The sequence below is a fragment of the Allobosea sp. GW823-FHT01F03 genome (genome assembly GCF_058798075.1).
Genome location: NZ_CM179505.1, coordinates 3,952,310 through 3,977,161 on the forward strand (window position 1 = coordinate 3,952,310; position 24,852 = coordinate 3,977,161).

21 protein-coding genes are annotated in these 24,852 nt (G+C 67.2%); 13 read left to right on the forward strand and 8 right to left on the reverse strand.

Annotated elements, in window-relative coordinates:
- From AC3RCC_RS18975 to AC3RCC_RS18985, 3 genes are all read left to right on the forward strand, one after another.
- Window positions 1-1,155 (forward strand): acyl-CoA dehydrogenase family protein, encoded by a 1,155-nt coding sequence (locus AC3RCC_RS18975; RefSeq protein WP_492256233.1) that lies wholly within the window; start codon window positions 1-3, stop codon window positions 1,153-1,155.
- Window positions 1,156-1,354: 199 nt separating this feature from the next.
- Entirely contained in the window at window positions 1,355-2,200 is an 846-nt protein-coding gene (locus AC3RCC_RS18980; protein WP_492256234.1) for an HTD2 family dehydratase, read from the forward strand.
- Window positions 2,201-2,474: 274 nt separating this feature from the next.
- The gene (locus tag AC3RCC_RS18985) at window positions 2,475-4,430 is read left to right on the forward strand and encodes a bifunctional 2',3'-cyclic-nucleotide 2'-phosphodiesterase/3'-nucleotidase (protein ID WP_492256235.1); all 1,956 of its coding nucleotides are present in this window, start codon (window positions 2,475-2,477) and stop codon (window positions 4,428-4,430) included.
- A gap of 29 nt (window positions 4,431-4,459) precedes the next feature.
- Here the strand turns inward: AC3RCC_RS18985 and AC3RCC_RS18990 are convergent, their stop codons facing one another.
- Complete coding sequence (locus AC3RCC_RS18990) at window positions 4,460-4,732, reverse strand: hypothetical protein (protein WP_291638277.1); 273 nt, start codon at window positions 4,730-4,732, stop codon at window positions 4,460-4,462.
- A 172-nt stretch (window positions 4,733-4,904) separates the two neighbouring features.
- On the opposite strand from AC3RCC_RS18990, the gene AC3RCC_RS18995 reads away from it, so the two are divergent.
- Together AC3RCC_RS18995 and AC3RCC_RS19000 are read left to right on the forward strand one after the other, a co-directional pair.
- Window positions 4,905-6,629, forward strand: coding sequence for an ABC transporter ATP-binding protein (locus AC3RCC_RS18995; protein WP_492256236.1), 1,725 nt, complete (start codon window positions 4,905-4,907; stop codon window positions 6,627-6,629).
- A gap of 571 nt (window positions 6,630-7,200) precedes the next feature.
- Window positions 7,201-7,536: a DUF6968 family protein gene (locus tag AC3RCC_RS19000; RefSeq protein WP_291638274.1), complete on the forward strand. Its 336-nt coding sequence runs from the start codon at window positions 7,201-7,203 to the stop codon at window positions 7,534-7,536.
- Between the two features lie 4 nt (window positions 7,537-7,540).
- On the opposite strand, the gene AC3RCC_RS19005 is transcribed toward AC3RCC_RS19000, so the two are convergent.
- Together AC3RCC_RS19005 and AC3RCC_RS19010 are read right to left on the reverse strand one after the other, a co-directional pair.
- Window positions 7,541-9,217: an acyl-CoA dehydrogenase family protein gene (locus AC3RCC_RS19005; RefSeq protein WP_492256237.1), complete on the reverse strand. Its 1,677-nt coding sequence runs from the start codon at window positions 9,215-9,217 to the stop codon at window positions 7,541-7,543.
- A 77-nt stretch (window positions 9,218-9,294) separates the two neighbouring features.
- Window positions 9,295-10,179 carry a DMT family transporter gene (locus AC3RCC_RS19010; protein WP_492256238.1) on the reverse strand — a complete coding sequence of 295 codons (885 nt, stop codon included), beginning with the start codon at window positions 10,177-10,179 and terminating at the stop codon, window positions 9,295-9,297.
- Window positions 10,180-10,326: 147 nt separating this feature from the next.
- On the opposite strand from AC3RCC_RS19010, the gene AC3RCC_RS19015 reads away from it, so the two are divergent.
- Window positions 10,327-11,184 carry a YihY/virulence factor BrkB family protein gene (locus AC3RCC_RS19015; RefSeq protein ID WP_291638271.1) on the forward strand — a complete coding sequence of 286 codons (858 nt, stop codon included), beginning with the start codon at window positions 10,327-10,329 and terminating at the stop codon, window positions 11,182-11,184.
- Window positions 11,185-11,257: 73 nt separating this feature from the next.
- Here the strand turns inward: AC3RCC_RS19015 and AC3RCC_RS19020 are convergent, their stop codons facing one another.
- Both AC3RCC_RS19020 and ccrA read right to left on the reverse strand, forming a co-directional pair.
- Window positions 11,258-12,190, reverse strand: a complete 933-nt coding sequence (locus tag AC3RCC_RS19020; protein ID WP_492256239.1) for an acetamidase/formamidase family protein — start codon at window positions 12,188-12,190, stop codon at window positions 11,258-11,260.
- A 159-nt stretch (window positions 12,191-12,349) separates the two neighbouring features.
- Complete coding sequence (gene ccrA / locus AC3RCC_RS19025; RefSeq protein WP_291638269.1) at window positions 12,350-13,624, reverse strand: crotonyl-CoA carboxylase/reductase; 1,275 nt, start codon at window positions 13,622-13,624, stop codon at window positions 12,350-12,352.
- A 12-nt stretch (window positions 13,625-13,636) separates the two neighbouring features.
- Between ccrA and AC3RCC_RS19030 the strand changes: the two genes are divergently transcribed.
- On the forward strand, window positions 13,637-14,260 hold the full coding sequence (locus tag AC3RCC_RS19030) for a hypothetical protein (RefSeq protein WP_492256240.1): 624 nt from the start codon (window positions 13,637-13,639) through the stop codon (window positions 14,258-14,260).
- A gap of 45 nt (window positions 14,261-14,305) precedes the next feature.
- Here the strand turns inward: AC3RCC_RS19030 and AC3RCC_RS19035 are convergent, their stop codons facing one another.
- Window positions 14,306-15,412 (reverse strand): helix-turn-helix transcriptional regulator, encoded by a 1,107-nt coding sequence (locus tag AC3RCC_RS19035; protein ID WP_492256241.1) that lies wholly within the window; start codon window positions 15,410-15,412, stop codon window positions 14,306-14,308.
- Window positions 15,413-15,715: 303 nt separating this feature from the next.
- On the opposite strand from AC3RCC_RS19035, the gene AC3RCC_RS19040 reads away from it, so the two are divergent.
- Complete coding sequence (locus AC3RCC_RS19040; RefSeq protein WP_492256242.1) at window positions 15,716-16,162, forward strand: DUF4180 domain-containing protein; 447 nt, start codon at window positions 15,716-15,718, stop codon at window positions 16,160-16,162.
- A gap of 3 nt (window positions 16,163-16,165) precedes the next feature.
- On the opposite strand, the gene ubiG is transcribed toward AC3RCC_RS19040, so the two are convergent.
- Window positions 16,166-16,918, reverse strand: coding sequence for a bifunctional 2-polyprenyl-6-hydroxyphenol methylase/3-demethylubiquinol 3-O-methyltransferase UbiG (ubiG, locus tag AC3RCC_RS19045; RefSeq protein WP_492256243.1), 753 nt, complete (start codon window positions 16,916-16,918; stop codon window positions 16,166-16,168).
- A gap of 147 nt (window positions 16,919-17,065) precedes the next feature.
- On the opposite strand from ubiG, the gene AC3RCC_RS19050 reads away from it, so the two are divergent.
- A complete protein-coding gene (locus AC3RCC_RS19050; RefSeq protein ID WP_291638264.1) occupies window positions 17,066-18,304 on the forward strand; it encodes an aspartate kinase in 1,239 nt (412 codons plus the stop codon).
- A gap of 22 nt (window positions 18,305-18,326) precedes the next feature.
- Here AC3RCC_RS19050 and AC3RCC_RS19055 read toward each other — a convergent pair whose 3' ends face one another.
- Entirely contained in the window at window positions 18,327-19,925 is a 1,599-nt protein-coding gene (locus AC3RCC_RS19055; protein ID WP_492256244.1) for a CYTH and CHAD domain-containing protein, read from the reverse strand.
- Between the two features lie 173 nt (window positions 19,926-20,098).
- On the opposite strand from AC3RCC_RS19055, the gene AC3RCC_RS19060 reads away from it, so the two are divergent.
- From AC3RCC_RS19060 to AC3RCC_RS19075, 4 genes are all read left to right on the forward strand, one after another.
- Window positions 20,099-20,839 carry a metallophosphoesterase family protein gene (locus tag AC3RCC_RS19060; protein ID WP_492256245.1) on the forward strand — a complete coding sequence of 247 codons (741 nt, stop codon included), beginning with the start codon at window positions 20,099-20,101 and terminating at the stop codon, window positions 20,837-20,839.
- 12 nt (window positions 20,840-20,851) lie between these two features.
- The gene (locus tag AC3RCC_RS19065) at window positions 20,852-22,249 is read left to right on the forward strand and encodes a bifunctional serine/threonine-protein kinase/universal stress protein (protein WP_452118171.1); all 1,398 of its coding nucleotides are present in this window, start codon (window positions 20,852-20,854) and stop codon (window positions 22,247-22,249) included.
- 49 nt (window positions 22,250-22,298) lie between these two features.
- Window positions 22,299-23,345: a phosphotransferase family protein gene (locus AC3RCC_RS19070; protein WP_492256246.1), complete on the forward strand. Its 1,047-nt coding sequence runs from the start codon at window positions 22,299-22,301 to the stop codon at window positions 23,343-23,345.
- Window positions 23,346-23,487: 142 nt separating this feature from the next.
- Window positions 23,488-24,756 (forward strand): acyl-CoA dehydrogenase family protein, encoded by a 1,269-nt coding sequence (locus AC3RCC_RS19075; RefSeq protein WP_492256247.1) that lies wholly within the window; start codon window positions 23,488-23,490, stop codon window positions 24,754-24,756.
- Window positions 24,757-24,852 lie beyond the last annotated feature (96 nt).

The following is a 24,852-nucleotide window of genomic DNA, read 5'->3' on the forward strand; positions in this document are numbered from 1 at the left end:
ATGACGCAGCCCGAGCACACCGAAATCCGCGACGCCGTCGCCAGGCTCTGCGCCGATTTTCCGGGCGAGTACTGGCGCAGGCTCGACCGCGAGATGGCCTATCCCACCGAGTTCGTGACCGCGCTGACGCAGAGCGGCTTCCTCTCGGCGCTGATCCCCGAGACCTATGGCGGCGCCGGCCTCCCCCTTTCGGCCGCCGCCGTGATCATGGAGGAGATCCAGCGCCAGGGCTGCAACGGCGCGGCCTGCCATGCCCAGATGTATGTGATGGGCACGCTTCTGCGCCACGGCTCCGACGCGCAGAAGCAGCAATACCTACCCAGAATCGCCTCGGGCGAGTTGCGCCTCCAGGCCTTCGGCGTCACCGAGCCGACGAGCGGCACCGACACCACCGCGCTGCGCACCACGGCCCGACGTCAGGGCGACCACTACCTCGTCAACGGCCAGAAGATCTGGACGAGCCGGGCCGCGCAATCCGACCTGATGCTGCTGCTCGCCCGCACCACGCCGCGCGAGCAGGTCGCCAAGCGCACCGACGGGCTCTCGGTCTTCATCCTCGACATGCGCGAGGCGCTGAAGGCGGGCCTCACCATCCGGCCGATCCGAACGATGATGAACCACGCCACCACCGAGGTCTTCTTCGACAATGTGAAGGTGCCGGCGGAGAACCTGATCGGCGAGGAGGGCAAGGGCTTCCGCTACATCCTCTCGGGCATGAATGCCGAGCGCATCCTGATCGCCGCCGAATGCGTCGGCGACGCGAAATGGTTCATCGAGAAGGCCTCGGCCTACGCAAGGGAGCGGCAGGTCTTCGGCCGACCGATCGGCCAGAACCAGGGCATCCAGTTCCCGATCGCGAAGGCCTACGCCAATATGCGCGCCGCCGAGCTGATGGTGCGCGAGGCGATCCGACTCTACGAGGCCGGCGCCAATCCGGGCGCGGAAGCCAACATGGCCAAGATGCTCGCGGCCGACGCCTCCTTCGAGGCGGCCAATGCCTGCATCCAGACCCATGGCGGCTTCGGCTTCGCCGAGGAATACGATGTCGAGCGCAAATTCCGCGAGACACGGCTCTATCAGGTTGCGCCGATCTCGACCAACCTGATCCTGTCCTATCTCGCCGAGCATGTGCTCGGCATGCCGAGATCGTATTGAAGACAACGACATCGACCATCGCCCGCGGGGATCCCTCTCCTGGAAGGAGAGGGGCAGGGGTGAGGTGTTCGGACTGGAAACGTTGGCTTGAACCCAGCGGCGCGGTGAGCGCTCGCGGAACTGGTCACAGGGCCTACACCTCACCCTGCCCTCTCCTTCCAGGAGAGGGTTCCCCGCGCCCTTCCTTGCAGGGAACATCATGGACATCGACCATCTGAAATCCTGGATCGGCAGGACGGAAGAGGCTTCCGACCTCGTCACGCCGCGGCTCGTCACGAGCTACGAGGCGACGTTTTCCCCTCATCTGGCGCCCTACCCACAAGGCGAGGCGCCCCTCGCCCTGCACTGGTGTCTCGCCCCGCCGATCGCGCCAATGGCCGCGCTCGGGGAGGACGGCCACCCGGCCAAGGGCGGTTTCCTGCCGCCGATCCCCCTGCCGCGGCGGATGTGGGCCGGCGGGACGATCGAGACGATCGCCCCCCTGCACACCGGCGACGAGGTCACCCGCCGCTCGCGCATCGCCGATATCGCCTACAAGGAGGGCCGCAGCGGACCGCTCTGCTTCGTCGCCGTCGACCATGAGATTGTCACGGCGCGCGGCCTCGCCCTGCGCGAGCGCCACAACATCGTCTATCGCGAAGCCGCACAGCCCGGCGCCGGACCGGCCACGAGCATGCCGCCCGTCCCGACCGAGCCCCGCGTCGCCGATCTCGCCTGGACGGTCGAAGCCTCGCCGGTGCTGCTGTTCCGCTATTCGGCGCTGACCTTCAACGGCCACCGCATCCATTACGATGAGCCCTATGTCACCGGGGTCGAGGGCTATGCCGGGCTCGTGGTGCACGGTCCGATCCAGGCGACGCTGATCATGAACATCATCGCGACACTCTCCGGCGGCGAGCCGATCCGGCTCGACTATCGCGGGCTCGCCCCGCTGATCGCCGGCGAGCCTTTCCAGGTGAAGGCCAAGCGCCTGGCCGACGGCGCGATCACCGCCTGGACCGAAGGCGGCGACGGGCGGGTGCGGATGGAGGGCGTGAGCCGCTAACCGCAGCCTTTTCATAAGAGAGAGAACCGCCACGCGCGTGCGCCCTCTCCCGCATGGGGTAGGGGTGAGGGACCGCCACTGACTATTGGGACGAGGCGGTGCTGTTTGTGCTTTCTGTGGGTAGGGCAGGCCCTCATCCCTGCCCTTCTCCCACACGGGAGAAGGGTTCCCCGCGCTCTTCCGTCAACTGGCTCGCTGCACAGTCATCATCCCCCATGTCACGGTCCTGCCATGGTGCTAGCGTCTCTCGCAGCACCTTGCTCAGGAGCCGACGATGGACCACGCCCCCCGCTTCAGCCGCCGCGAAACGCTCAAGGCTGGAGCAGCCATCGCCGCTTCGGCGGCCCTGCCCGCCCCGCTCGCGGCGCAGGCTCCGGTGCGCCTGAAGCTCCGGCTGCTCGAAACCACCGATCTGCACGTCAATGTCGTGCCTTACGATTATTTCCGCGACGCGGCGGACGACACGGTCGGCCTCGCCAAGACGGCGAACCTGATCAAGGCGGCGCAGGCGGAAGCCAGGAACAGCCTGCTCTTCGACAATGGCGACTTCCTGCAGGGCTCCTCGCTCGGCGATTATGTCGCCTACAAGAAGGGGCTGAAGGCCGGCGAAACCCATCCGATGATCGCCGCGATGAACGCCCTGCCCTATCAGTGCGGCACGCTCGGCAATCACGAGTTCAATTACGGGCTCGACTTCCTCGAGCACGGCCTCGCCCGCGCCGAGTTCCCGATCGTCTGCGCCAATGTCGAGCGCGTCGGCGGCGGCATGCTGATCGAACCCTGGCGGATCTTCGAACAGAGCTTCGAGGACGAGGCCGGCGCCAGGCATATCCTCAACATCGCGGTGATCGGCTTCGTGCCGCCGCAGATCATGCAATGGGACAAGGCCCATCTCGAACGCAAGGTCACGGCGACCGACATCGTCGAAGCCGCGCAGAAATACCTGCCGGAGATCGCGCAAGCCCATCCGGACCTGACCATCGCGCTCTGCCATTCCGGTATCGCCGGCGGCGAGCGCAAGGGCGGCGAGGAGAACGCGGCACTGCATCTGGCGAAGCTCGACGGCATCGACGTGATCCTGACCGGGCACCAGCATCTGGTCTTCCCCGGGGCGAAGGCCTTCGACGGCATCGCCGGCGTCGACAACAGGAAGGGCTCGCTGCACGGCAAGCCGGCCTGCCAGCCCGGCTTCTGGGGCTCGCATATCGGCGTTCTCGATCTCGAGCTCGAGAAGCGCGAGGGCGGCTGGAAGATCGCCGAGTTCAAGGTCGATCCCAGGCCGATTTTCGAGCGCACCCCCGACCGCAAGATCGTGCCGAAGGCGCAGGCCGAAGCCGCCATCCTCGCCGCGGTGAAAGCCGACCATGAGGCGGCGCTGGACTATATGCGCGAGCCGGTGGGCGCGACCTCGGCGCCGATCAGCAGCTTCTTCGCCCTGGTCGCCGACGATCCTTCCGTGCAGATCGTCGCCGATGCCCAGATCGCCTATGCTAGGCCGCTGATGGCCCAGACACAATACAAGGATCTGCCGATCCTTTCCGCCGCAGCGCCCTTCAAGTCCGGCGGACGCGGCGGGCCGAGCTTCTTCACCGACATCCCGGCCGGGCCACTGGCGATCAAGAACGTCGCCGACATCTACCTCTACCCGAACACGGTACAGGTCGTGAAAGTCACGGGCGCGCAGCTGCGTGAATGGCTGGAACGCTCGGCCGGCATCTTCAACCGCGTCGACATCGCTAAATCCGAAGAACAGAAGCTGATCAATCCGGGCTTCCCGGCCTTCAATTTCGACGTGATCGACGGCGTCAGCTACCGGATCGACGTAACCCAAGCCTCGCGCTACGACCTCGACGGCAAGCTGGTGGCCCCCGAGGCAAGGCGCATCGTCGACCTCGCCTTCCAGGGGAAGCCGATCGACGAGAAGGCGCAGTTCCTCGTCGTCACCAACAACTACCGCGCCTCGGGCGGCGGCAATTTCCCGGGCACCAGGACGACCATCGTGCTGGAAGCACCGGACCTCAACCGCGACGTGATCGTCCGCCACATCATCGAAAAGAAGACGATCGACCCGACCGCCGACGGCAACTGGTCGCTCGTGCCACTGCCGGCCGGCGTCAACGTCACCTTCCCGACCTCTCCGGCGGCCGCCGGCAAGAAACCGGAAGGGCTGAAGGCGCAGGCCGTGGGCGATGCCGGCGAGGGGTTCGTGAAATATCGGCTGGGTGGATGAGACGCCACGCGGCGCGGATCATCGGTAGCTCACGACCTGTTCTTCGTCACCCAGCAGGCCGAACCACTCTGGACGCTGCGCCAAACGCCGTTCGATTTGCAACCAGCGAGCGGCGGCGTGCAGACACGCGCGACGCAGGCGGACGGGTTGTTGCCGACCTTGTTGCAGTTCTGCTCGCAGCTTCTGAACATGGCCGAGCAGGAACCGGTGGCCGGCTTGCACCCTTCCTGGGCGCGCGCCGGGCCGCCGACGCCCAGGATGAGCGCGAGGACCACGCCGGCAAAGACCGCCAATCTGGCCATATTCAACCCTCCGCAATGGCGGAGCCGATCGTGGCTGCAGCGCCCGGCAGGTCAATGATGCAGGCTCGGTACCCCGACCGCTCCGGCAAGCACCGAGGCAATGCGGCTCGCGCGTAACGCTCCACGCGCCAGCCGCCTGACCCGCACAGTGCCGTTGTGCTAACAGCCCGGCATGCTCAAGCGCTTCTTCGCCTATTACCGGCCCCATCGCGGCCTCTTCCTGCTCGATTTCTCCTGTGCCGTGATTTCGGGGCTGCTGGAACTCGGCTTCCCGATCGCGGTCAAGCTGTTCGTCGACGAGTTGCTGCCCGGCGGCGACTGGCCGCTGATCCTGCTGGCCTCGCTCGGCCTGCTGGCGATCTATCTGGTCAATACCGGGCTGATGGTGGTGGTGACCTATTGGGGCCACATGCTCGGCATCAACATCGAGACCGAGATGCGCCGCAAGGCCTTCGACCATCTGCAAAAACTCTCCTTCGGCTGGTTCGACAACCAGAAGACCGGCCATCTCGTCGGGCGCCTGACCAAGGATCTCGAGGAGATCGGCGAGGTCGCCCATCACGGCCCCGAAGATCTGTTCATCGCGGTGATGACCTTCATCGGTGCCTTCGCGCTGATGCTGATGGTCCATGTCGAGCTGGCGCTGATGACGGCGGTGATCGTGCCGCTGATGGCCTGGCTGACCAGCCGCTATGGCCGGCGGATGACCAGGACCTGGCAGAGCCTGTTCGGCCGGGTCGGCGCCTTCAACGCCCGGATCGAGGAGAATGTCGGCGGCATTCGCGTCGTCCAGGCTTTTGCCAACGAGGAGCACGAGCGCAGGCTGTTCGCAGAGGATAACCAGCTCTACCGCACCACCAAGCTCGACGCCTACCGGCTGATGGCGGCCTCGATCTCGCTTTCCTATTTCGGCATGCGGCTGACCCAGATGGCGGTGATGATCGCCGGCAGCTATTTCGTGCTGACCGGCGGCCTCAGCGCCGGCGGCTTCGTCGGCTTCCTCCTGCTGGTCAACGTGTTCTTCCGGCCGATCGAGAAGATCAATTCGGTGATCGAGACCTATCCGAAGGGGATCGCCGGCTTCCGGCGCTACACCGAATTCCTCGACACCCGGCCCGACATCGCCGATTTGCCCGGCGCCGTCACGGCCACCGGCCTCAAGGGCGACATCGCCTATGAGAAGGTGAGCTTCGGCTACACGCCGGCCCGCAAAATCCTGAACGGGATCGACCTTGCGATCCGCGCTGGCGAGACCATCGCCTTCGTCGGCCCGTCGGGCGCCGGAAAGACCACGATCTGCTCGCTGCTGCCGCGCTTCTACGACGTCACGGGTGGACGCATCACCATAGACGGCATCGACATCCGCCAGATGACGCTGGCCTCGCTGCGCGGCCAGATCGGCATCGTGCAGCAGGACGTCTTCCTGTTCGCCGGCACGCTGCGCGAGAACATCGCCTATGGCCGGCTCGGCGCCAGCGAGGCCGAGATCGAAGACGCGGCGCGCCGCGCCAGGCTCGACGAGATGATCGCACGGCTTCCCGACGGCCTCGACACGGTGATCGGCGAGCGCGGCGTCAAGCTCTCCGGCGGGCAGAAGCAGCGCCTCGCCATCGCCCGGATGTTCCTGAAGAACCCGCCGATCCTGATCCTCGACGAGGCGACCTCGGCGCTCGACACCGAGACCGAGCGGGCGATCCAGGCTTCGCTGGCCGAGCTGTCGCAGGGCCGGACCACGCTCGTCATCGCGCACCGGCTCGCGACGATCCAGGACGCCGACCGCATCATCGTGATCGACGAGAGCGGCGTCGCCGAGCAGGGCCGGCACCAAGAGCTAGTGCAACAGCCGGGCATCTACCGGCGCCTGCACGAGGCGCAGTATGGCGGGGGCGGACGCTAGCTAGCCAGCCGTCACGCCTGCTCCTTGCAAGTCGAACCAAACGACATCACTCGTCAGATTGCGCCGTGCCTTGAGGTTTAGTCTGGGACAGAACTTATCCCCAGCGCGTTTTCCGAGCTTACTATCTGTATCCGTCGCGGAGATCAGGGACGGATGCTCAGCTATCGCTCAATCCTAAGAAATACCAGCACCGGCCGGTTGCGAAGGAACGCCGTTGCGAGCCGCATCGCTGGTGAGAAGATGATGGCCGCCTTCACGCGGTTGCAAACATTAGTACTCACAGCAAAGTTCAACCCAGACCAGCCTCGCGTTCCCGCCGGAAGTTCCGACGGTGGCCAATGGAGCGGCGGCAGCGGTGATGTTCCGCGACCATAGACGGCTTGCCTCCGGGCGATGCAGTGGCGGCAATCACCAGCCGCGCACTGCGAGCGATTTGCGAAGCACAGTTCGAGCGCGACATTTTTCAGTGCCGAATGGTTGGACTGCGATCCTGTTATGATCAGGCGTATCAACGCTATGCGGCCTGCCTCGCGCGCCAGCAGATTCCGCCATTCAACTACTGAGAACAGCGATGGTCATGATGCGTAGAGGGTTGACCTACCGAAGCGACACCGGCGACCTTGCGGTTCCGGTGACGGTCCACGCTCCCCTCAAAGGCGAGCACGACTGGTCCTGTGCCTACGAGATCGGCTGGCCGGACGGGACACACCGCGGCCACGGCTACGGAATCGACGCCACGCAGGCGATGTTGCTCGCCCTGAAGGCTATCGGGGCTGACATCTACACCAGCGACTTTCACCGAGCCGGCAGACTTCGCTGGCTGGAGCAGGGCGACGGCTACGGTTTCCCTGTGCCCAGTGCCATCCGGCACCTCCTGATCGGCGGGGATGCCGAGGCCGAAGGGTAGCCCCTCAGCCCTCGACCAGCCTTCGCGCGATCACCTGCGCCTGGATCTCGGCCGCGCCCTCGAAGATGTTGAGGATGCGGGCGTCGCAGAGCACGCGGCTGACGGGATATTCCAGCGCAAAGCCGTTGCCGCCATGGATCTGCAGGGCGTTGTCGGCTGCCGCCCAGGCGACCCGGGCCCCCAGCAGCTTGGCCATGCCGGCTTCGAGGTCGCAGCGCCGCTCGGCATCCTTCTCGCGGGCGGCGAAATAGGTGAGCTGGCGCGCGATGACGAGCTCGGCCGCCATCATGGCGAGCTTGTCGGCGACGCGCGGGAAGGCGATCAGCGGCTTGCCGAACTGGATCCTCTCTTGCGCGTAGCGCAATCCCAGATCGAAGGCCGATTGCGCCACGCCGAGCGCCCGGGCCGCGGTCTGGATGCGGGCCGCCTCGAAGGTCTGCATCAGCTGCTTGAAGCCCTGCCCCTCGACGCCACCGAGGAGATTCTCGCCCTTGACCTCGAAGCCGTCGAAGGCGAGCTCATATTCCTTCATGCCGCGATAGCCGAGCACCTCGATCTCGCCGCCGGTCAGGCCCTCGACCGGGAAGGGCTCGGCGTCGCTGCCGCGCGGCTTCTCGGCGATCAGCATCGAAAGGCCGCGATAGCCCGGCGCGTCGGGATCGGTGCGGACCAGCAGCGTCATGATGTCGGCGCGGACGGGGTGGGTGATCCAGGTCTTGTTGCCGTAGACCTTCCAGACGTCACCGTCCTTCACCGCCTTGGTGCGCAGCGAGGCGAGGTCGGAGCCGGTGTTCGGCTCGGTGAAGACGGCGGTCGGCAGGATCTCGCCGGACGCGATCTTCGGCAGCCAATAGGCCTTCTGCTCGTCGGTGCCGCCGCAGAGGATTAGCTCGGCAGCGATCTCGGAGCGGGTGCCGAGCGAGCCGACGCCGATATAGCCGCGCGAAAGCTCCTCGGAGACGACGCACATCGAGACCTTGGACAGGCCCATGCCGCCGAATTCCTCGGGGATGGTCAGGCCGAAGACGCCGAGTTCGGCCATCTGCTCGACCACCGGCATCGGGATGTATTCGTTGGCGAGATGCCATTCATGGGCGTGCGGCGTGACCTGAGCCTCGCAGAAGCGGCGCATTTCGGCGCGGATCGCCTCCAGCGTCTCGTCGAGGCCGGGATCGCCGACACTGGCGAGGCCCTGGCTTTGGCTGAACAGCGAGACGAAGCGGGCGCGGTTCTCGGGCGTGTTGCCCTGGGCGATCAGCGCGTCCGCGGCGTCCGAGCAGGCCTCGGCGACAGCCTTGGCCGAGAGCCCGAGAGACGGCAGACGGACGATCTCGCCCTGGCTCATCGGAATGCCGCCGAAAATCTGGGCGGCATATTCACCCGCGCCGATCCTGATGGCGTAGTCCTCGATCGCACCATAGCGATCCTCGACCTGCAGGCGCTCGCCATAGGCTTTCAGCTCGCGCAGCGCCATGACATAGGTTGCGAGCCAGGACAGGCCGTGGGCGGCGTGCTGTTCCTGCTCCAGCTTCGCCGCGGAAATCCGGCCCTCGACCAGCACCTTCTGGCGCACCGCCGCGACGGCCTGCTCCAGCAGCGCCTCGAAGCCGGGCAGCGCGGCGCCGATCAGTTCGATGGCGGAAGCTTGCGTCGCGGTCCGGAGGACGGCGTTGGCGCTCATGGTCTCTCTCCCTTGTTGCGGCGCAGCATAAGGGAAGTCGAAGCGCTTGCGATAGTCGTGTTTCGGCAGCCAGCGCCCTACTTTCGGCTGGCGAGGACGACGCCGAGCACCGCGACCGCCATGCCGACGAGCTGGATCGGCGAGAGGGTCTCGCCGAAGAGCAGCCAGGCCTCGACCGCGACCGCCGGCGGCACGAGATAGAGGAAGGTCGCGGTGCGCGAGACCTGGCCGCGGCGGATCAGGATCAGATAGAGGCCGATCCCGCCGAGCGACAGCGCCAGCACCGACCAGGCGAGCACCAGCGTCATCGTCAGGTTCCACTCGATCCGCATCGGCTCGAGCAGGAAGGCGAAGGGCAATGTGAACAGGAAGGCGGCGGCGTATTGCACCGCCGTCACGGTGCGCAGGTCCCCGGAGACGATCCGCGCCTTCTGCCAGAACGAGCCGAAGGTGACGGCGAACATGCCGATGACGTTGACGATCACCGGAACGAGCACCGCTCGCATGACCTCGGGCTCGACGCCGACGAGCTTCGGCTCCAGCACGAGCCCGATGCCGATGAAGCCGCAGACGATGCCGGCCCAGCGCACCGGCGAGATCCGCTCGCCGACGATCAGCGGCGCGAACAGCGCCGTCAGCACCGGCTGCAACCCGGCGATCAGGCCGGAGACGCCGGCCGGCAGGCCATGGCGCACCGCCCACCAGACGCCGCCGAGATAGAGCGCGTGCAGGAGGATGCCGGCGATGGCGCAATCGATCCAGGCACGCCGCCCCTTCGGCCAGGGCGCCCCGACCGCGACGGAGAGCGCGGCAAGCGCGACGAAGGCGCAGGCGAAGCGCAGCGACAGGAAGGTCAGCGCGTCCGAATGCCGGGCCGAATAGCCGGCGACGATCCAGCCGCTCGACCAGAGGAAGACGAAGAGCACCGGCGCGAGGCGCAGGAAGAGCGGCGTGTCGAACATCAAACGACCTTTCCGAGCGCCTGATACGCTGGAAGCGCCGCCTTGTCGCGGCTATGGACGCCGCAACGGCATGTCCTCCGCGCCGTCACGGCTTGCCAGCCGCTCCGAAGCGGCCACAATCGCCACCCTGCCCTGCCGAGCCTGCCGATGTCCCTGCTCTCCGCCCCCGCCATCGCCTTCGAGCGCTTCATCGCCCATGATGGCTGGGCGATCGCCAGCCATATCGCGCTCTCGGTGCTGATGTCGCTCTTCCCCTTCCTGATCATCGTCACCGCGCTCGGCGGCCTGTTCGGCTCGCAGGAAGCGGCGGACGAGGCGGCGCAGCTCCTGCTCGAGGCCTGGCCACGCGAGATCGCCGAGCCGATCGCGCGCGAGGTCCGCTCGGTGCTGACCGCGGTGCGCAGCGACGCGCTGACGCTCGGCGCGGTTCTGGCGCTGTATTTCTCCTCCTCCGGCGTCGAGGCGCTGCGAATCGGGCTGAACCGTGCCTATGAGGCCTATGAATGGCGCTCCTGGTGGCATACCCGGTTGGAATCGATCGTCTATGTGATCGGCGGCGCCTTCTTCATGCTGGCCTTCTCGCTGCTCGTCGTGCTCGGCCCTCTGATCTGGCGCGGCGTCGTCGGCTATGTGCCGGCGCTGGCGCCGCTCGGCTTCCTGCAGGCCTTCCTGCGCCTCTCGGCGGCGACGGTGGTGATCGTGCTGGCGCTCTGCGTCGCCCACAAGGCGCTGCCGGCCCGCGCCCCGCATATCGGCGCGATGTGGCCGGGCATACTGATGACGCTCGCGGTCTGGCTGGTCGGCGGGCTCGGCTTCGGCTGGTATCTCGACTCCTTCGCCGGTGCCTATGTCACGACCTATGCCGGCCTCGCGACGGCGATGATCGCGCTGGTCTTCCTGTACTGGCTGGCGGCGATCTTTCTCTACGGGGCCGAACTCAATGCCGCGATCGCGATCGTGAGGGCGCCAAAAGCCACACCGGGCGAGGCGATCGCATCGCTCTAGACCGGGCGCACGCGCCCTTCGCCACGCAGCCGAGATTTCGGCCCTGTCGCGTTCGGCTCAGGCGCCGCCAGCGTCAGCCCTGGCCGAGCAGCGACATGCGCCGGGTGATCTCGTTCTTCTCGAGCCGGCAGGCGACGCAATAGGCGGGGTTGAAGACGTTGGCGACGTCGTAGCGCACCATCTGGCCGAGCAGATGGCTCGCCTCGACGGAATCGACGCCGAGGTCCTCGACGATCCAGCGCAGCATCTCGGTCGTGGCGAATTGCAAGGGCTGGTCGAGCGGGCGCCCGCTCGCGATGGTAACGATCTCGGTCTCGGTCTCGCAGCGCGGCCAGCGGCCCGGCGCGTTCTTGCGCAGATGCAGAGTGAACTCGATCTCGAAGCTGGTCTCGATGCCGGTGCCGACGATCTCGCCATCGCCCTGGCCGGCATGGCCGTCGCCCAGGAAGAACAGCCCGCCCTTTTCGGAGACGGGGAAGGCGATGCGCGCGCCGGGCGCGAAGCGGCGATAGTCCATATTGCCGCCATAGGGGCCGCTGGTCGCGGTCGAGATCGCCTGGCCGCCGGCCGGTGCCACGCCGAAGCAGCCGATCATCGGCGCCAGCGGGAAGCTCCAGCCGGCAATGCGCTCCGAGCCGCCGATCAGGGTGACCGTGCCCTGCCCCGCATCGATCGCCCATTCGAAGCGCTCGCTCTTCGGCAGATCGGCGACCGTCCTTGGGTCGACCACCTGCTGCGAGAGCGGCGAATAGGTCCAACCGGTGGCGCGGTTCGGCGTCATCCGGTCGATCTTCACGATGATCGCATCGCCGGGCTCCGCTCCCTCGACGGCGAATGGCCCGGTCATCGGATTGCCGCGCGGCGCCTTCTGGACACCGTCATGGTCGAAGCCGGCGGCGTCGAGCGTCGTCGTCACGATCGTGTCGCCGCTCGCGACGGTGAGAACCGGCGGCAGCGTCGCCATGACGTTGGAATAGGTGGTCGGGACGAAACGATGCAGCGCCATGGATCTCCCCTGCCGGTCATGCGGATGCTTCGGGCGCCGAGGATCGGCCGCCGAAAGCGCAAGAGCCGAATCCCTCGGGATCCGGCCCTCAAGTAACCCTAGGCGAATTCGTCACGGGGACGCCAGCAGGCCTGCGGGTCTGAGCATGGCCGGGCCCGCTCAGCCCTCCAACGCCTCGACCACGTCCTCATAGGTGCGCAGGCCGGTCCGTGGCGCGTAGACCAGCACCGCCATGTTGCCGGGCGCGTGCTCGTTCTTCCACATCTTGTGGTGGGCGAGCGGGATCTTGTCCCAGGGGAAGACCTCGGACATGCAGGGATCGATCCGCCGGTCGAGCACGAACTGGTTGGCGGCCGAAGCCTGCTTGAGATGGGCGAAATGCGAGCCCTGCACGCGCTTCTGCCGCATCCAGACATAGCGGGCGTCGAAGGTGATGTTGAAGCCGGAGGTACCGGCGCAGAACACCACCATGCCGCCGCGCTTGGCGACGAGGCAGGAGACCGGGAAGGTCGCCTCGCCGGGGTGCTCGAAGACGATGTCGACATCCTTCTTGCCGGTGATGTCCCAGATCGCCTTGCCGAACTTGCGGGCTTCCTTGGTCCACTCGACATATTCCGGCGAGTTGACCTTGGGCATCTGGCCCCAGCAATTGAAGTCCTTGCGGTTGATCACGCCCTTGGCGCCGAGGCCGAGCACATAGTCGCGCTTGGTCTCGTCGGAGATCACGCCGATCGCGTTGGCGCCGGAGGCGGCGCAGAGCTGCACGCCGAACACGCCGAGACCGCCGGAAGCGCCCCAGATCAGGACATTGTCGCCCGGCTTGATGGTGTGCGGGGCGTGGCCGAAGAGCATGCGATAGGCGGTGGCCAGCGTCAGCGTGTAGCAGGCTGCCTCCTCCCAGGAGAGGTGCTTCGGCTTCAGCATCAGCTGGCGCGACTGGACCCGGCAGAACTGGGCGAAAGAGCCGTCCGGCGTCTCATAGCCCCAGATGCGCTGGGAGGAGGAGAACATCGGGTCGCCGCCATTGCACTCCTCGTCGTCGCCATCGTCCTGGTTGCAATGGACGATGACCTCGTCGCCGACCTTCCAGCGCTTCACCTTGGAACCGACGGCCCAGACGATGCCCGAGGCATCCGACCCGGCAATGTGCAGGGAGCCCTTGTGCACGTCGAAGGGCGAGATCGGCTGGCCGAGGCCGGCCCAGATGCCGTTATAATTGACGCCGCCCGCCATCACGAGGAGCAGCACCTCCTCTTCGCCGATGGACCAGGTCGGCACGACCTCGACCTGGAAGCTCTCCTGCGGCGGACCATGGCGCTCGCGCCGGATCGCCCAGGCATACATGTTGGCCGGGACATGGCCGAGCGGCGGGAGCTCGCCGAGCTCGTAGAGCTCCTTCAACGCGGGCTTCGCGACGGGCTGCGGCTTCGACATTCGCTTTCTCCCTTGTCGCCACGCCTGCTTTCGGTGGCGTTGCCGGCGATCATGCGGCCCTATGCTGCACCGCGCCATCCTTCTTTGGAATATATTGCATCGCAAGATAGCCGGGATGACAAGCCGCCCCCATCGGGAATGCCCCGGCTTGACGCTGCGTTGTCGGTGACAGCTTACTCGGTTTCCGCAGGGAGACCCAAAATCGTGATCTGTCGCATTTCGACCATCGTCGGCCTCGCGGCCTCAGGGCTGATCTGCGGGTTCCAGCCGGCACTGGCCCTGTCGCCCGAAGCGAAGCGCATCGCGGCCAGCGAGGCGCGGTATGGCTGCGAGGGGCCGGGCGGGCGCTTCAGCGCCAAGGGCGCGATCGAGCGCGACCTGACCGGCGACGGCACGCCCGATCTCCTGATCAACCATGATGAACTGACCTGTTCGAGCAGCCTCGGGCGCAGCGGCTCCTGCGGGGCGGCTGCCTGTACCGTGAAGATCTTCGTACGCGAGGGCGAGCGCTTCAGGGAGGCGCTGGATATTCTCAGCGCCAGCGTCGAGATCGGCCCGGGCGATCCCCCGAGGATCGGCCTGTCACGTGGGCCGAACTCTCATTCATATCGCTGGAACGGCCGCAGCTTCAAATAGCGGCGCTTTGCCCGGCGCGTCCGCCGTGCCTGCCCGAACCCAACCCTATCGCGGTGGCGGAAAGCCGAACGCGATCCGAACAAGGCCGGCCTGGCTGTTCACGCCCGTTTTCGCGTAGACGGCCTTGAGCTGACCGCGCACGGTCTCGAGCCCGGTGCCGCCGCGTTCGGCGACCTGGATCGGCGTCAGGCCGGCGGCGATGCCCTCCGCGACCCGGCGCTCCGCAGGCGACAGCCCATAGCTCCGAGCCAGCCAGCCGATATCCGGAGCGTCTGCGGGGCGCGCCTCCTCCAGGATCAGCGTGGCGGCAAGCCCGGAAAAGTAGCCGGTGGCGCCCTCGGCCTCCGCCTTGACCAGCGTCAACCTGTAGGCGCCGAGATGCACGACACGGGACCGTGGACCGGTATAGCCGCGCGACAGCATCCGCTTGAGCAGTGCCGCGGACGCCTCATCCCGCAGCCGCAGGGTTCCCATGGCCGTCAGACCCACCACCGTTCCGGCTGAGAGCAGGGCCTCGGCCCGCGGAGAAGCGGCCCGCAGCCTCATGCCCTCCCCGACCACGATGACGGCGACATCCGGCGCATCCAGCAGCGAGCCCCCGAACTGCGCGAGCGCCCCGCCGGAGCGACCGGTGCGATAATAACGGAAGGCACGGGTCAGATGCGGGCTCAGCCGCGTCAGAAGATCGGCGACATGCTGGTTCTCCTCGGGATCGATGCGCGTCGTCAGGGTACTCAGCAAGAACGAGCAGGTTTCCTCGCGCCACAAGGTCACCCCAACTCCGGCCTCGATCTCGCGGCGCCGCAGGAAGTCGGCGTAGTATTCCGTCCTGACGAACGCGTCGCGGGGTACGATGCGTTCCCCGATGATGCCGGTGCCGAGCGGTGTGCGGGCGACGTTGTGCATCCACGGGTTCAGGCCGACATAGTAGGCGGCGTAGTCGCGCGCCGTGTCGGCATCGAGCCCGGCCGCCAGGGAGATGCCGCCTTCTCCCGATTTCTGGTCATGGAAGAACAGGGTCGAAACGCCGCCCGGGATCAGGGCGTTCAGCCGGTCGAGGAACTCCTGCCAGGATTTCTCGCCGAGAAGAGCGGCGTAGATCAGATCAGTCAATTCCCGCTCGGCAGGCTCGATCATCGTATCGTTCAGCATGCCGCCTGCGCGAGCGTCCCGTCTCCATTGGCGAGTCGGGGAAAAAGCGACCCCCGTAAACTTAACCCGTTCCAGCCGAGATAGGCCATACTGCTTGGCGTGGCTGGCACCGCGCGCAGCGGTGGACAGCTCTACAAGAACTTCCCTTCCGTCCCGACCCTGCGCTGTCTTGGTTATCGGAGCCTGTTACAGCGTCTTCTGAAACATCCTTCGAGACGCCCCCTCCCGACGGAACGCCCCCCTCAGGATCAGGGCTGCAAGACATCGCAAATAGGTTTTCAGGCGGGCGACGTGGAATCTGGCATGCCCGGATCGCCGGAGACGCCGCATCCGCCCGCCAAGATGGCCGCACTTGCTTCGCGTCCAAGTTGTGGCGATACCGCCATAATGGACATGATTCGAGAGCTTCACGGCACGATTGTGCTGATCTGCGCTGAAGACGGTCCGCCGCTTGCAACCGAGCGCGACGCCAACGATTTCCTCGGCGCCGCCTGGGCAGCGGAAGCCGCAATGGTGGCGATCCCCGTCGCGCGGCTCGATGCCGCCTTCTTTCGGCTCGCGACGCGTCTTGCCGGCGAGGTCGCGCAGAAATTCGTGAATTACCGCGTGCGCCTGGCCGTCATCGGCGACATCTCGGCCCATTGCGCGGGCAGCCAGGCGCTGCGCGACTTCGTGCATGAGAGCAACCAGGGCCAGGCGCTCTGGTTCGTCAAGGATATCGCGGCGCTCGACGCCCGGCTCGCGCCCTGAACGTCAAGCCGGGGCGCGCGCCGCCAGCATGTAGTTGACGTCCATATCGGCCGAGAGCGACCAGCGATCGGCGAGCGGGTTGTAGGCGACGCCCTGGTGCGAGAACGGCACGAAGCCGCCTGCCACGATCGCCGCCTCGAGTTCGTCGGGGGTGACGAATTTCTGCCAGTCATGGGTGCCGCGCGGCAGCCAGCGCAGGATGTACTCGGCGCCGACGATGGCGAGTGCCCAGGATTTCAGGGTGCGGTTCAAGGTCGCCATCACCAGGAGCCCGCCGGGCTTGGCGGCGGCACAGCAGGCGCCGACGAAGGCCTCGACATCGGCGACATGCTCGACCACCTCCATGGCGAGCACGATGTCGAAGCGCCTGCCGGAGGCGACCACGGCCTCGATCGTCTCGTCGCGATAGTCGATCGACAGCCCGGCCTTCTCGGCATGGGCCCGCGCCACGGCGATGTTGCCGGCGGCAGGATCGAGCCCCGTCACCTTGGCGCCGAGGCGCGTCAGCGGCTCCGACAGCACCCCGCCGCCACAGCCGATATCGACGATGTCGAGCCCATCCAGCGCCCCCAGCGATTTCGGATCGCGGCCATAATGCTCGCAGGCGAGATCGCGGACATAAGCGAGCCGCACCGGATTGAACTTGTGCAGCACCGCCATCGGACCCTTCGGATCCCACCAACTCTTGGCCATGGCATCGAACCGGGAGACCTCCGCCGGATCGATCGTCGAGCCTTCGCGCGCCGCTGCGCTCATCGTCTTGTTTCCTCGCTTACGCCCGTCCGGCACCGACCGCATTGACAGTTTCGGCGCTGGCCGTCATCTACACCCGCCCTTCGCCCGGCGCGAGGGGACGTTTCGTCCCGGCCTGTGCCGGGGCAGTCTCGAGAGCCTTTGGATGTCATGGCCCGTCTGGTGATGAAATTCGGCGGCACGTCCGTCGCCACCGTGGAGCGTATCAAGAACGCGGCCCGCCACGTCAAACGCGAGTTCGACGCCGGCCACGAGGTCGCCGTCGTCGTCTCGGCGATGTCGGGCAAGACCAATGAGCTGGTCGCCTGGGCGAAGGAAGCCGCGCCGAACTTCGATCCGGCCGAGTACGATGTCGTCGTCGCCTCGGGCGAGCAGGTCACCTCCGGTCTGATGGCGCTGGTGTTGCAGGAGATGGGCCTGCCGGCGCGCTCCTGGCAGGGCTGGCAGATCCCGATCTACGGCTCCGACGCGCACAGCGCGGCAAGGATCGAGAGCGTCGACGGCGCCGGCATCCTGGCCGGTTTCGACCGCAATCGCGAGATCGCCGTCTGCTCCGGCTTCCAGGGCATCAATCCGCGCAGCCATCGCATCGTCACGCTCGGCCGCGGCGGCTCGGATACCAGCGCGGTCGCGCTCGCCGCCGGCCTCAAGGCCGACCGCTGCGACATCTACACCGATGTCGACGGCGTCTACACCACCGATCCGCGCGTCGTGCCCAAGGCCCGCCGCATGGACAAGGTCTCCTTCGAGGAGATGCTGGAAATGGCCTCGCTCGGCTCCAAGGTGCTGCAGGTGCGCTCGGTCGAGATCGCCATGGTCCAGCGCGTGCCGACCTATGTCCGCTCCTCCTTCGACGACCCAGACAACCCCAATCCAGGCACCCTCATCTGCGACGAGGACGATATCGTGGAACAGCAGATCGTCACCGGCATCGCGTTCTCGCGCGACGAAGCCCAGATCACGCTCCGGCGCGTGGCCGACAAGCCCGGCGTCGCCGCGGCGATCTTCGGCCCGCTCGCCGATGCCAACATCAATGTCGACATGATCATCCAGGTCGTCTCCGACGACCAGGCGACCACCGACATCACCTTCACCGTGCCGACCGGTGATTTCGAGCGGGCCAAGGCCCTGCTCGAATCGAAGCACGAGACCATCGCCTACCAGTCGCTGCAGGGCGCGACCGAAGTGGTGAAGATCTCGGCGATCGGCGTCGGCATGAGGAGCCATGCCGGCGTCGCGGCTCGCGCCTTCCGGGCGCTGGCCGAGAAGGGCATCAACATCCGCGCGATCACCACCTCCGAGATCAAGTTCTCGGTGCTGATCGACGCGGCCTATACCGAGCTCGCGGTGCGCACGCTGCACTCGCTCTACGGGCTCGACGCCGCCTGAGCGTCGGGGCGGTCCAGCGCCCTCACCTCCAGAAGGGCGTCGCGGCCGCGAATTTCCGCCAGCTCTTCAGCAGCGCCTTCGCGGCCTCGAGCTCGTGACGGCGCTGCCAGCCGAGCACTGCGCCGGCGGCGAAATCGACCCCTGGCCGGAGCTGGCTGCCGCGCAGCGCGCCGAGCAGCGGATAGGTCGTCGCAACATCGTTGGCGACGCCGAGCGCCTCCTGCAGCCTCGTCAGCCTTGCGAGATATTTGCGCGCCGCCGACTGCCCGGCATAAAGCGGCAGAAAGAACTCGGCCGTATAGCGCAGCTTCTTCAAGGCGAGCCTGAGCTCGTGCCGGGCCTCGGGCGGCAGCCTGGCGAAATGCCGGCCGCGTCGCAGCACCTTGCGATGGCTGCGCGCGAGCACCCTGCCGGCAAAACTACCGACCGGCTCGGCGAGCACCGCCAGCGCCGCGCTTTCAATGCCGTTGCGCCAGCCGCGCCGCTCCAGCACCGCACCAAAGCCGAGCAGGAAGCGATTGACGCTCCGGCTGGCGAGCGCGGCGTGAACGGCCACATAGCTTTCGGCCTGCTGCGGCACCGCCGCCTCGCTCAAAGGCGAGAGATCGACCCCGTCCAAGCCTTCGGCGGCGATATCGGGCAGCGTTTCGGTGATGAACACATCCCAGTTGCGCGCCGGGCCGAGGACATGGGCGAGATACTTGGCCTCGGCGGCGATCGGCTCCAGGGCCGGAGGCGCCAGCTCGCGCCGGAACAGGCTGAAGGCGGTGCGCAGGCGGCGTAGCGAAACGCGCATCTGGTGCACGGCTTCCGGCGAGCCGGCTTGCATCGCCGGGCCGAGATTCGCCATGAGATGGCGGTAGCCATTGCCCAGGATCGCGGCGATGGCGGCATCGACATTGTCCTGCGCGGAAAGCGTGACGGGCTTGGCCTTCTGTGCTTGGGCCGCCGTCCCGAAAGCCAGCCGGTGCCCGCGCGCCGCCTTGCTCGCCGTCTCGATCTGCAGAGGCGCGAGCTCCAGCAGAGCAAGGCCGAACTCGTAGAGCGCCGCCGCATCGCCTGACTTCAACTCGAGCTCGACCTCGCAGAGCGGCAGGTTCTTCTCGCCGGCCTCGATCGTGCCGTGGTCGAGTGCGATCTCGATCTCGGCTCCGGCGAAATCGAGCTTCTGGATACGCCGACGCACCTTGGTGGCGAAAGCCGGCGCCAGCGAGGTCGCGGGAAGCGAGACGAGCGGCTCGCCGATCTCGGCCAGCGGCAGCAGCGTGAGGTCGAGCCGCCCCTCCGGCGACGGAACCTCCCATTCGTCACGCGCCAGCGGATTCTCGCCCGCCTTGGCCCGCTTCAGAGTCTGGATATGGCGCCGTCCGCTGCGGCGCAGGCGCAGGGACAAGCCGTGACGATCGAGCAGGCAGTCGGGCGTGTCGTAATAGGTCGCCTCGAGCCGACGGACGATGCCACGATTGCGCGCATGCCGCGCGATCAGCTCGGCATCGCCCAGGACGCTCAGCGCTTCCGCCGAGCAAGCCAGCTTGAGCTCGACCTCGCGCGGCGCGACCGCAGGCGGCGGCAGCCCCTCCGCGACGGGCTTTGCGGCATCCTGCTCCGGTGTGGCTTCCAAAGCGGCTCCCCTGCGAGACTGCGGCTGCTGACGCGGTGGTGAGACTAGCCTCGCAGTCAAGCGGCTGTCACCCCGTCCTTCCGGACAGCAGCGGCTGCGCCGAAATGCCTATGGCCAAGCGCCCGCTCGCCCTGCGAGATTGGCGGAGCTCCCGCGGACCCATCTTTCCTTCCATGCGCATTGCCGTTCTCTCGGACATCCACGCGAACCGCGAGGCGTTGCAGGCGGTGCTGGAGGCTGTCGAGCGACTTCGCCCCGATCGGCTGGTTCTGCTCGGCGATCTCGTCGGCTATGGTCCGGATCCCGGCTTCGCCGTCGAGATGGCACAGAAGCTGGCCGCGGCCGGCGCGCTCTGCGTGCTCGGCAACCATGACGAGGCGGCCGTGCACGGGCCGTCCGGCATGACGGCACATGCTCATGAGGCGGCGCTCTGGACGCGGACGCAGCTGTCTTCAGAGCAATGCGCCTTCCTCGCCGCCCTGCCGCTGACGGCGACGCTGGCAGGCGCTCTTTTCGTCCATGCCAGCGCCCGCACGCCGCAAGCCTGGCCCTATGTCACCGATGAGCGCAGCGCCGGCCAATGCCTGGCCGCCTGCGAGGCGGCGCTGATCATCTGCGGCCACACCCATCAGCCCGCGCTGTTCTACGCCAGGCCCGGACACGAGCCGGTGCGTTTCACCCCGCGCCGGAACCTCGCCGCGCCGCTCTCCGCGCTGCGGCGGCATGTCGTGGTGGTCGGCGCCGTCGGCCAGCCGCGCGATGGCGACCCGGCCGCCTGCTTTGCCCTGCTCGACACCGAGCGGGCCGAGGTGACGATGGTCCGCGTGCCCTATGACACGCAGGCCACCGCCCGAAAGATCGCCGCCGCCGGCCTGCCGGAATGGCTCGGCATGCGCCTGCAGATCGGCCGCTGAGGGAGGAACCGGATGGAGAAGCCGCAGGCCGGCACAGTGATAGACGGTTTCACGCTGACGGAAGGGCTGAAGGCCGGCGGCATGGCGACGCTCTGGCGGGCCACTCATCCGGACGAGACGGCGCCGCTGGTGCTCAAGATCCCCTTCTTCCACCCGGGCGACGACGTCTCGGCGATCCTCGGCTACGAAGCCGAGGCGCTGATCCATCGCCGGCTGGCCGGCCCGCATGTGCCGCGCTTCGTCGCCGCCGGCGATCTTGCCCGCACGCCCTATATCGCGATGGAGTTCGTCGCCGGCACGAGCCTGGCGGAGACGATGCGCCGCGCGCCGCTGCCGGCCGCCGAGACCGCGCGCATCGGCGAAGCGATCGCCGTCGCCCTCGCCGAACTCCACCGGCAAGGCGTGGTCCATCTCGATCTCAAGCCTGAGAACGTGATGATGGTCGGGAACCGGGCAGTGCTGCTCGATTTCGGACTGGCGCATCATGTCGAGCTGCCGGACCTGCTCGGCGCCGAAAGCACGATGCCGATGGGCACGGCCGCCTATATGGCGCCCGAGCAGGTGCTGGGAGACCGCTCCGACCCGGCGAGCGACCTCTTCGCGCTGGGCTGCCTGCTCTATCAGATGGCTTCGGGAGAGGAGCCTTTCGGCCGGCCGCAGAGCGTGGCCGGCATGAAGCGCCGCCTCTACCACGCCCCGAAGCCGCTCGGGAGCATCAATGCCGAGACGCCGGCCTGGCTCGAGGAGATCGTCCGGCGCTGCCTCGAGGTCGATCGCGGCCGGCGCTATGCCGATGCGAGCAAGCTCGCCTTCGACCTGCGCCATCCCGAGCAGGTCACGGTGGCACGCCGGCGCCGCGTGCGGCCGCACGGGCTCTGGCAGCGCCTCGTCGCCCTGTTCCAGAAGCGCGACGAACAGGAGATCACCGGCGCGCCGACACAGGTGCGGCGCAAGGCCGGCCCGTCGATCATCCTGACGGCGGTCGACCTTTCGGAGGGCGAAGGACCACTCGCCGGCGCGATCCTGGCCGAGACCAGCCGGCTGCTCGCGGCACGCGAGGATTCCTGGCTCGCCTGCATCACCGTGCTGCGCACCGAGATCATCGGCGAGACCAAGACTGTCGATGCCGAGGGCCGTTCGCTCTACATCAAGCGGCTGGTGGCGCTGAAGGACTGGGCAAGGCCGCTACACCTGCCGGAGGAACGCGTCAGCTATCACGTCATCGAAGCGGTCAGCGCCGCCGATGCGATCCTGCGCCATGCCGAGCGCAACGACATCGACCATATCGTCGTCGGTGCCCGCTCCTCCTCGGCCGTGCGCCGGCATCTCGGCAGCGTCTCGACCAAGGTCGTCGCCGAGGCGCTCTGCTCGGTCTCGGTGGTGCGGCTCAAGACCGGAGAGCCGGACTGAGCGACGTTGCGCGTTGACCTTCCTCGGCGCCCCCCCGAATATGCCAGCCATGTCAGCCGGCCCCGCCTCCGCTCCGCCCGAATTCGACCCCACCCGGCTCGACGCGTTCCTGCGTTCCGCTTTGCCCGACCGGGCCGCCGGCCGGCTGGAGTTGGAGCGGATCAGCGGCGGGCAGTCGAACCCGACCTTCTTCGCCTCCTATCCGGAGGCCGGCACGCGTCTCGTCCTGCGCAAGAAGCCGCCCGGCCCGCTCCTGCCCTCGGCCCATGCGGTCGAGCGCGAATACCGCATCCTGAAGGCGCTCGCCGGCTCGGCTGTGCCGGTGCCGCCGGTCTTGCTGCTGCACGAGCCGGAGGATGTCGTCGGCACGCCGTTCTATTTGATGGAGCGGCTGGAGGGCCGCGTCTTCCACGAGACCGCCCTGCCCGGCATCGCGCCGACGGATCGCCGGGCGATGTATTTCGCCATGGCCGAGACACTGGCCGCGCTGCATGGCTTCGACTGGCAAGGCGCCGGCCTCGCCGATTTCGGCAAGCCGGGCAACTACTATGCCCGCCAGCTGGCGCGCTGGGGCCGGCAATGGCGCGAAACCAAGACGCAGGACATCCCGGCGATCGACCGCGCCATCGACTGGCTCGGCGCCCATCTCGACGAGACGCCGGACACCACCATCGTCCATGGCGATTTCCGCCTAGGGAATCTGATGTTCGCGCCCACGGAGCCGAAGGTCGTCGCCGTGCTCGACTGGGAACTCTCGACGCTCGGCCACCCGCTTTCCGACGTCGCCTTCTCCTGCCTGCCCTGGCATTCGACACCGGAGATGTATGCCGGCATCGTCGGGCTCGACCGGGAGGCGCTCGGCATACCAACGCAAGCCGAATACATCGACCGCTATTGCGCCGCCGCCGGCCGGACGCAGGGACCGGGCCGCTTCCACATCGCCTTCTCGCTGTTCCGCTTCGCCGTCATCCTCGACGGCATCGCGGCGCGGGCGAAGACCGGAAACGCCGCGGCCGAGAACGCCGTCGCGGTCGGCGCGATGGCGGCGAGCTTCGCGCAGCGTGCCGCGAGCGTGATCGAGCGCAATGACGTCTAGGTTCGTTCTTGTTGTCATTCTCGGACGGAGCGAAGCGCAGACCCGAGAATCACCGGACGAGAAGGCGCTGAATGGCTCCTCTTCCGGCCTGAGATGCTCGGGTCAAGCCCGAGCATGACGCATTGGGATTGAGGAGAGCACCATGGATTTCGCTTATTCGGCCAGGGTCGAGGAGCTGCGCGCGAAGCTGCAGGACTTCATGGACGCCCATATCCAGCCGGCCGACGCCGCCTGGAAGCATGAAGTCGAGGCCGGGCGCTATCCGACCGCACTGGTCGACGGGCTGAAGGCGCGAGCGAAGGAGGCCGGGCTCTGGAACCTGTTCCTGCCGGCGCTGAAGCAAGGCGAACCGGGCACGCGGCTCAGCAATCTCGAATATGCGCCGCTGGCCGAGATCATGGGCCGGATCTTCTGGTCCTCGGAGGTGTTCAACTGCAACGCCCCCGACACCGGGAACATGGAAATCCTGCACATGTTCGCGACGCCGGAACAGCGCGAACGCTGGCTGAACCCGCTGCTCAACGGCGAGATCCGCTCCTGCGTCGGGATCACCGAGCCGGGTGTCGCTTCCTCCGACCCGACCAATCTGCAGACCACGATCATCCGCGACGGCGACGACTACGTCATCAACGGCCGCAAATGGTGGACGACCGGCGCACTGCACCCGAAGGCGAAGCTCTGCATCGTCATGGGCCTGTCCGACACGGCGCCCGACGCCGATCCCCACAAGCGCCACAGCATGATCATCGTGCCGATGGACGCGCCGGGCCTCACCGTGATGCGCAACCTGCCGCTGCTGAACCACTATTCGATCGAAGGCCATACCGAGACCGACTTCAACAATGTCCGGGTGCCGGCCGCGAACCTGCTCGGCGAGGAAGGGGCAGGCTTCGCGCTCGCTCAGGCGCGCCTCGGGCCGGGGCGCATCCACCATTGCATGCGCACCATCGGCCAATGCGAGGTCGCGCTCGAACTGATGATCGAACGCGCTCTCGACCGGAAGGCTTTCGGCCGGCATCTTTCCGACTACGCCAATGTCCAGGACTGGATCGCCGAAGGACGCATGGAGATAGATCAGGCCCGCCTGCTCTGCCTGCGCGCCGCCTGGATGATGGATAAATACGGCAACAAGGCCGCCCGCACCGAGGTCTCGGCGATCAAGGTCGTCGCGGCGCGGCTGCAGACCAAGATCGCCGACCGGGCGATGCAGGTCTTCGGAGCCGGCGGGCTCTCCAACGACACGCCGCTGGCCTTCATCTACTCCTGGGGCCGGGCGCTGCGCTTCATCGACGGGCCGGACGAGGTGCATCTGCGCACCGTGGCGCGGAGCGAGATCAAGAAGCGCAGGGAAAGCAACCGCAGCACCTTCGACGAACAGGGCGTGCTGCGGCCGCATGTGAAGACTGGCTGAACGACACCCGCACGAACTGTCGGTGTCATCCCGGGCGGCCGAAGGGCGCCCCGGGATCCATGCCTGAACCTCTCCGAGAGCGGCTCCGGCATGGAT

Coding starts and splice junctions, on each gene's coding strand:
- AC3RCC_RS19075 (WP_492256247.1), top strand. CDS start 23,488: ATGGATTTCGCTTATTCGGCCAGGGTCGAGGAGCTGCGCGCGAAGCTG.
- AC3RCC_RS19070 (WP_492256246.1), top strand. CDS start 22,299: ATGTCAGCCGGCCCCGCCTCCGCTCCGCCCGAATTCGACCCCACCCGG.
- AC3RCC_RS18990 (WP_291638277.1), bottom strand. CDS start 4,732: ATGGCCAGATTGGCGGTCTTTGCCGGCGTGGTCCTCGCGCTCATCCTG.
- AC3RCC_RS18975 (WP_492256233.1), top strand. CDS start 1: ATGACGCAGCCCGAGCACACCGAAATCCGCGACGCCGTCGCCAGGCTC.
- AC3RCC_RS19065 (WP_452118171.1), top strand. CDS start 20,852: ATGGAGAAGCCGCAGGCCGGCACAGTGATAGACGGTTTCACGCTGACG.
- ubiG (WP_492256243.1), bottom strand. CDS start 16,918: ATGAGCGCAGCGGCGCGCGAAGGCTCGACGATCGATCCGGCGGAGGTC.
- AC3RCC_RS19015 (WP_291638271.1), top strand. CDS start 10,327: ATGTCCCTGCTCTCCGCCCCCGCCATCGCCTTCGAGCGCTTCATCGCC.
- AC3RCC_RS19040 (WP_492256242.1), top strand. CDS start 15,716: ATGCCCGGATCGCCGGAGACGCCGCATCCGCCCGCCAAGATGGCCGCA.
- AC3RCC_RS18995 (WP_492256236.1), top strand. CDS start 4,905: ATGCTCAAGCGCTTCTTCGCCTATTACCGGCCCCATCGCGGCCTCTTC.
- AC3RCC_RS19060 (WP_492256245.1), top strand. CDS start 20,099: ATGCGCATTGCCGTTCTCTCGGACATCCACGCGAACCGCGAGGCGTTG.
- AC3RCC_RS19050 (WP_291638264.1), top strand. CDS start 17,066: ATGGCCCGTCTGGTGATGAAATTCGGCGGCACGTCCGTCGCCACCGTG.
- AC3RCC_RS19000 (WP_291638274.1), top strand. CDS start 7,201: ATGGTCATGATGCGTAGAGGGTTGACCTACCGAAGCGACACCGGCGAC.
- AC3RCC_RS18985 (WP_492256235.1), top strand. CDS start 2,475: ATGGACCACGCCCCCCGCTTCAGCCGCCGCGAAACGCTCAAGGCTGGA.
- AC3RCC_RS19035 (WP_492256241.1), bottom strand. CDS start 15,412: ATGCTGAACGATACGATGATCGAGCCTGCCGAGCGGGAATTGACTGAT.
- AC3RCC_RS19020 (WP_492256239.1), bottom strand. CDS start 12,190: ATGGCGCTGCATCGTTTCGTCCCGACCACCTATTCCAACGTCATGGCG.
- AC3RCC_RS19010 (WP_492256238.1), bottom strand. CDS start 10,179: ATGTTCGACACGCCGCTCTTCCTGCGCCTCGCGCCGGTGCTCTTCGTC.
- AC3RCC_RS18980 (WP_492256234.1), top strand. CDS start 1,355: ATGGACATCGACCATCTGAAATCCTGGATCGGCAGGACGGAAGAGGCT.
- ccrA (WP_291638269.1), bottom strand. CDS start 13,624: ATGTCGAAGCCGCAGCCCGTCGCGAAGCCCGCGTTGAAGGAGCTCTAC.
- AC3RCC_RS19005 (WP_492256237.1), bottom strand. CDS start 9,217: ATGAGCGCCAACGCCGTCCTCCGGACCGCGACGCAAGCTTCCGCCATC.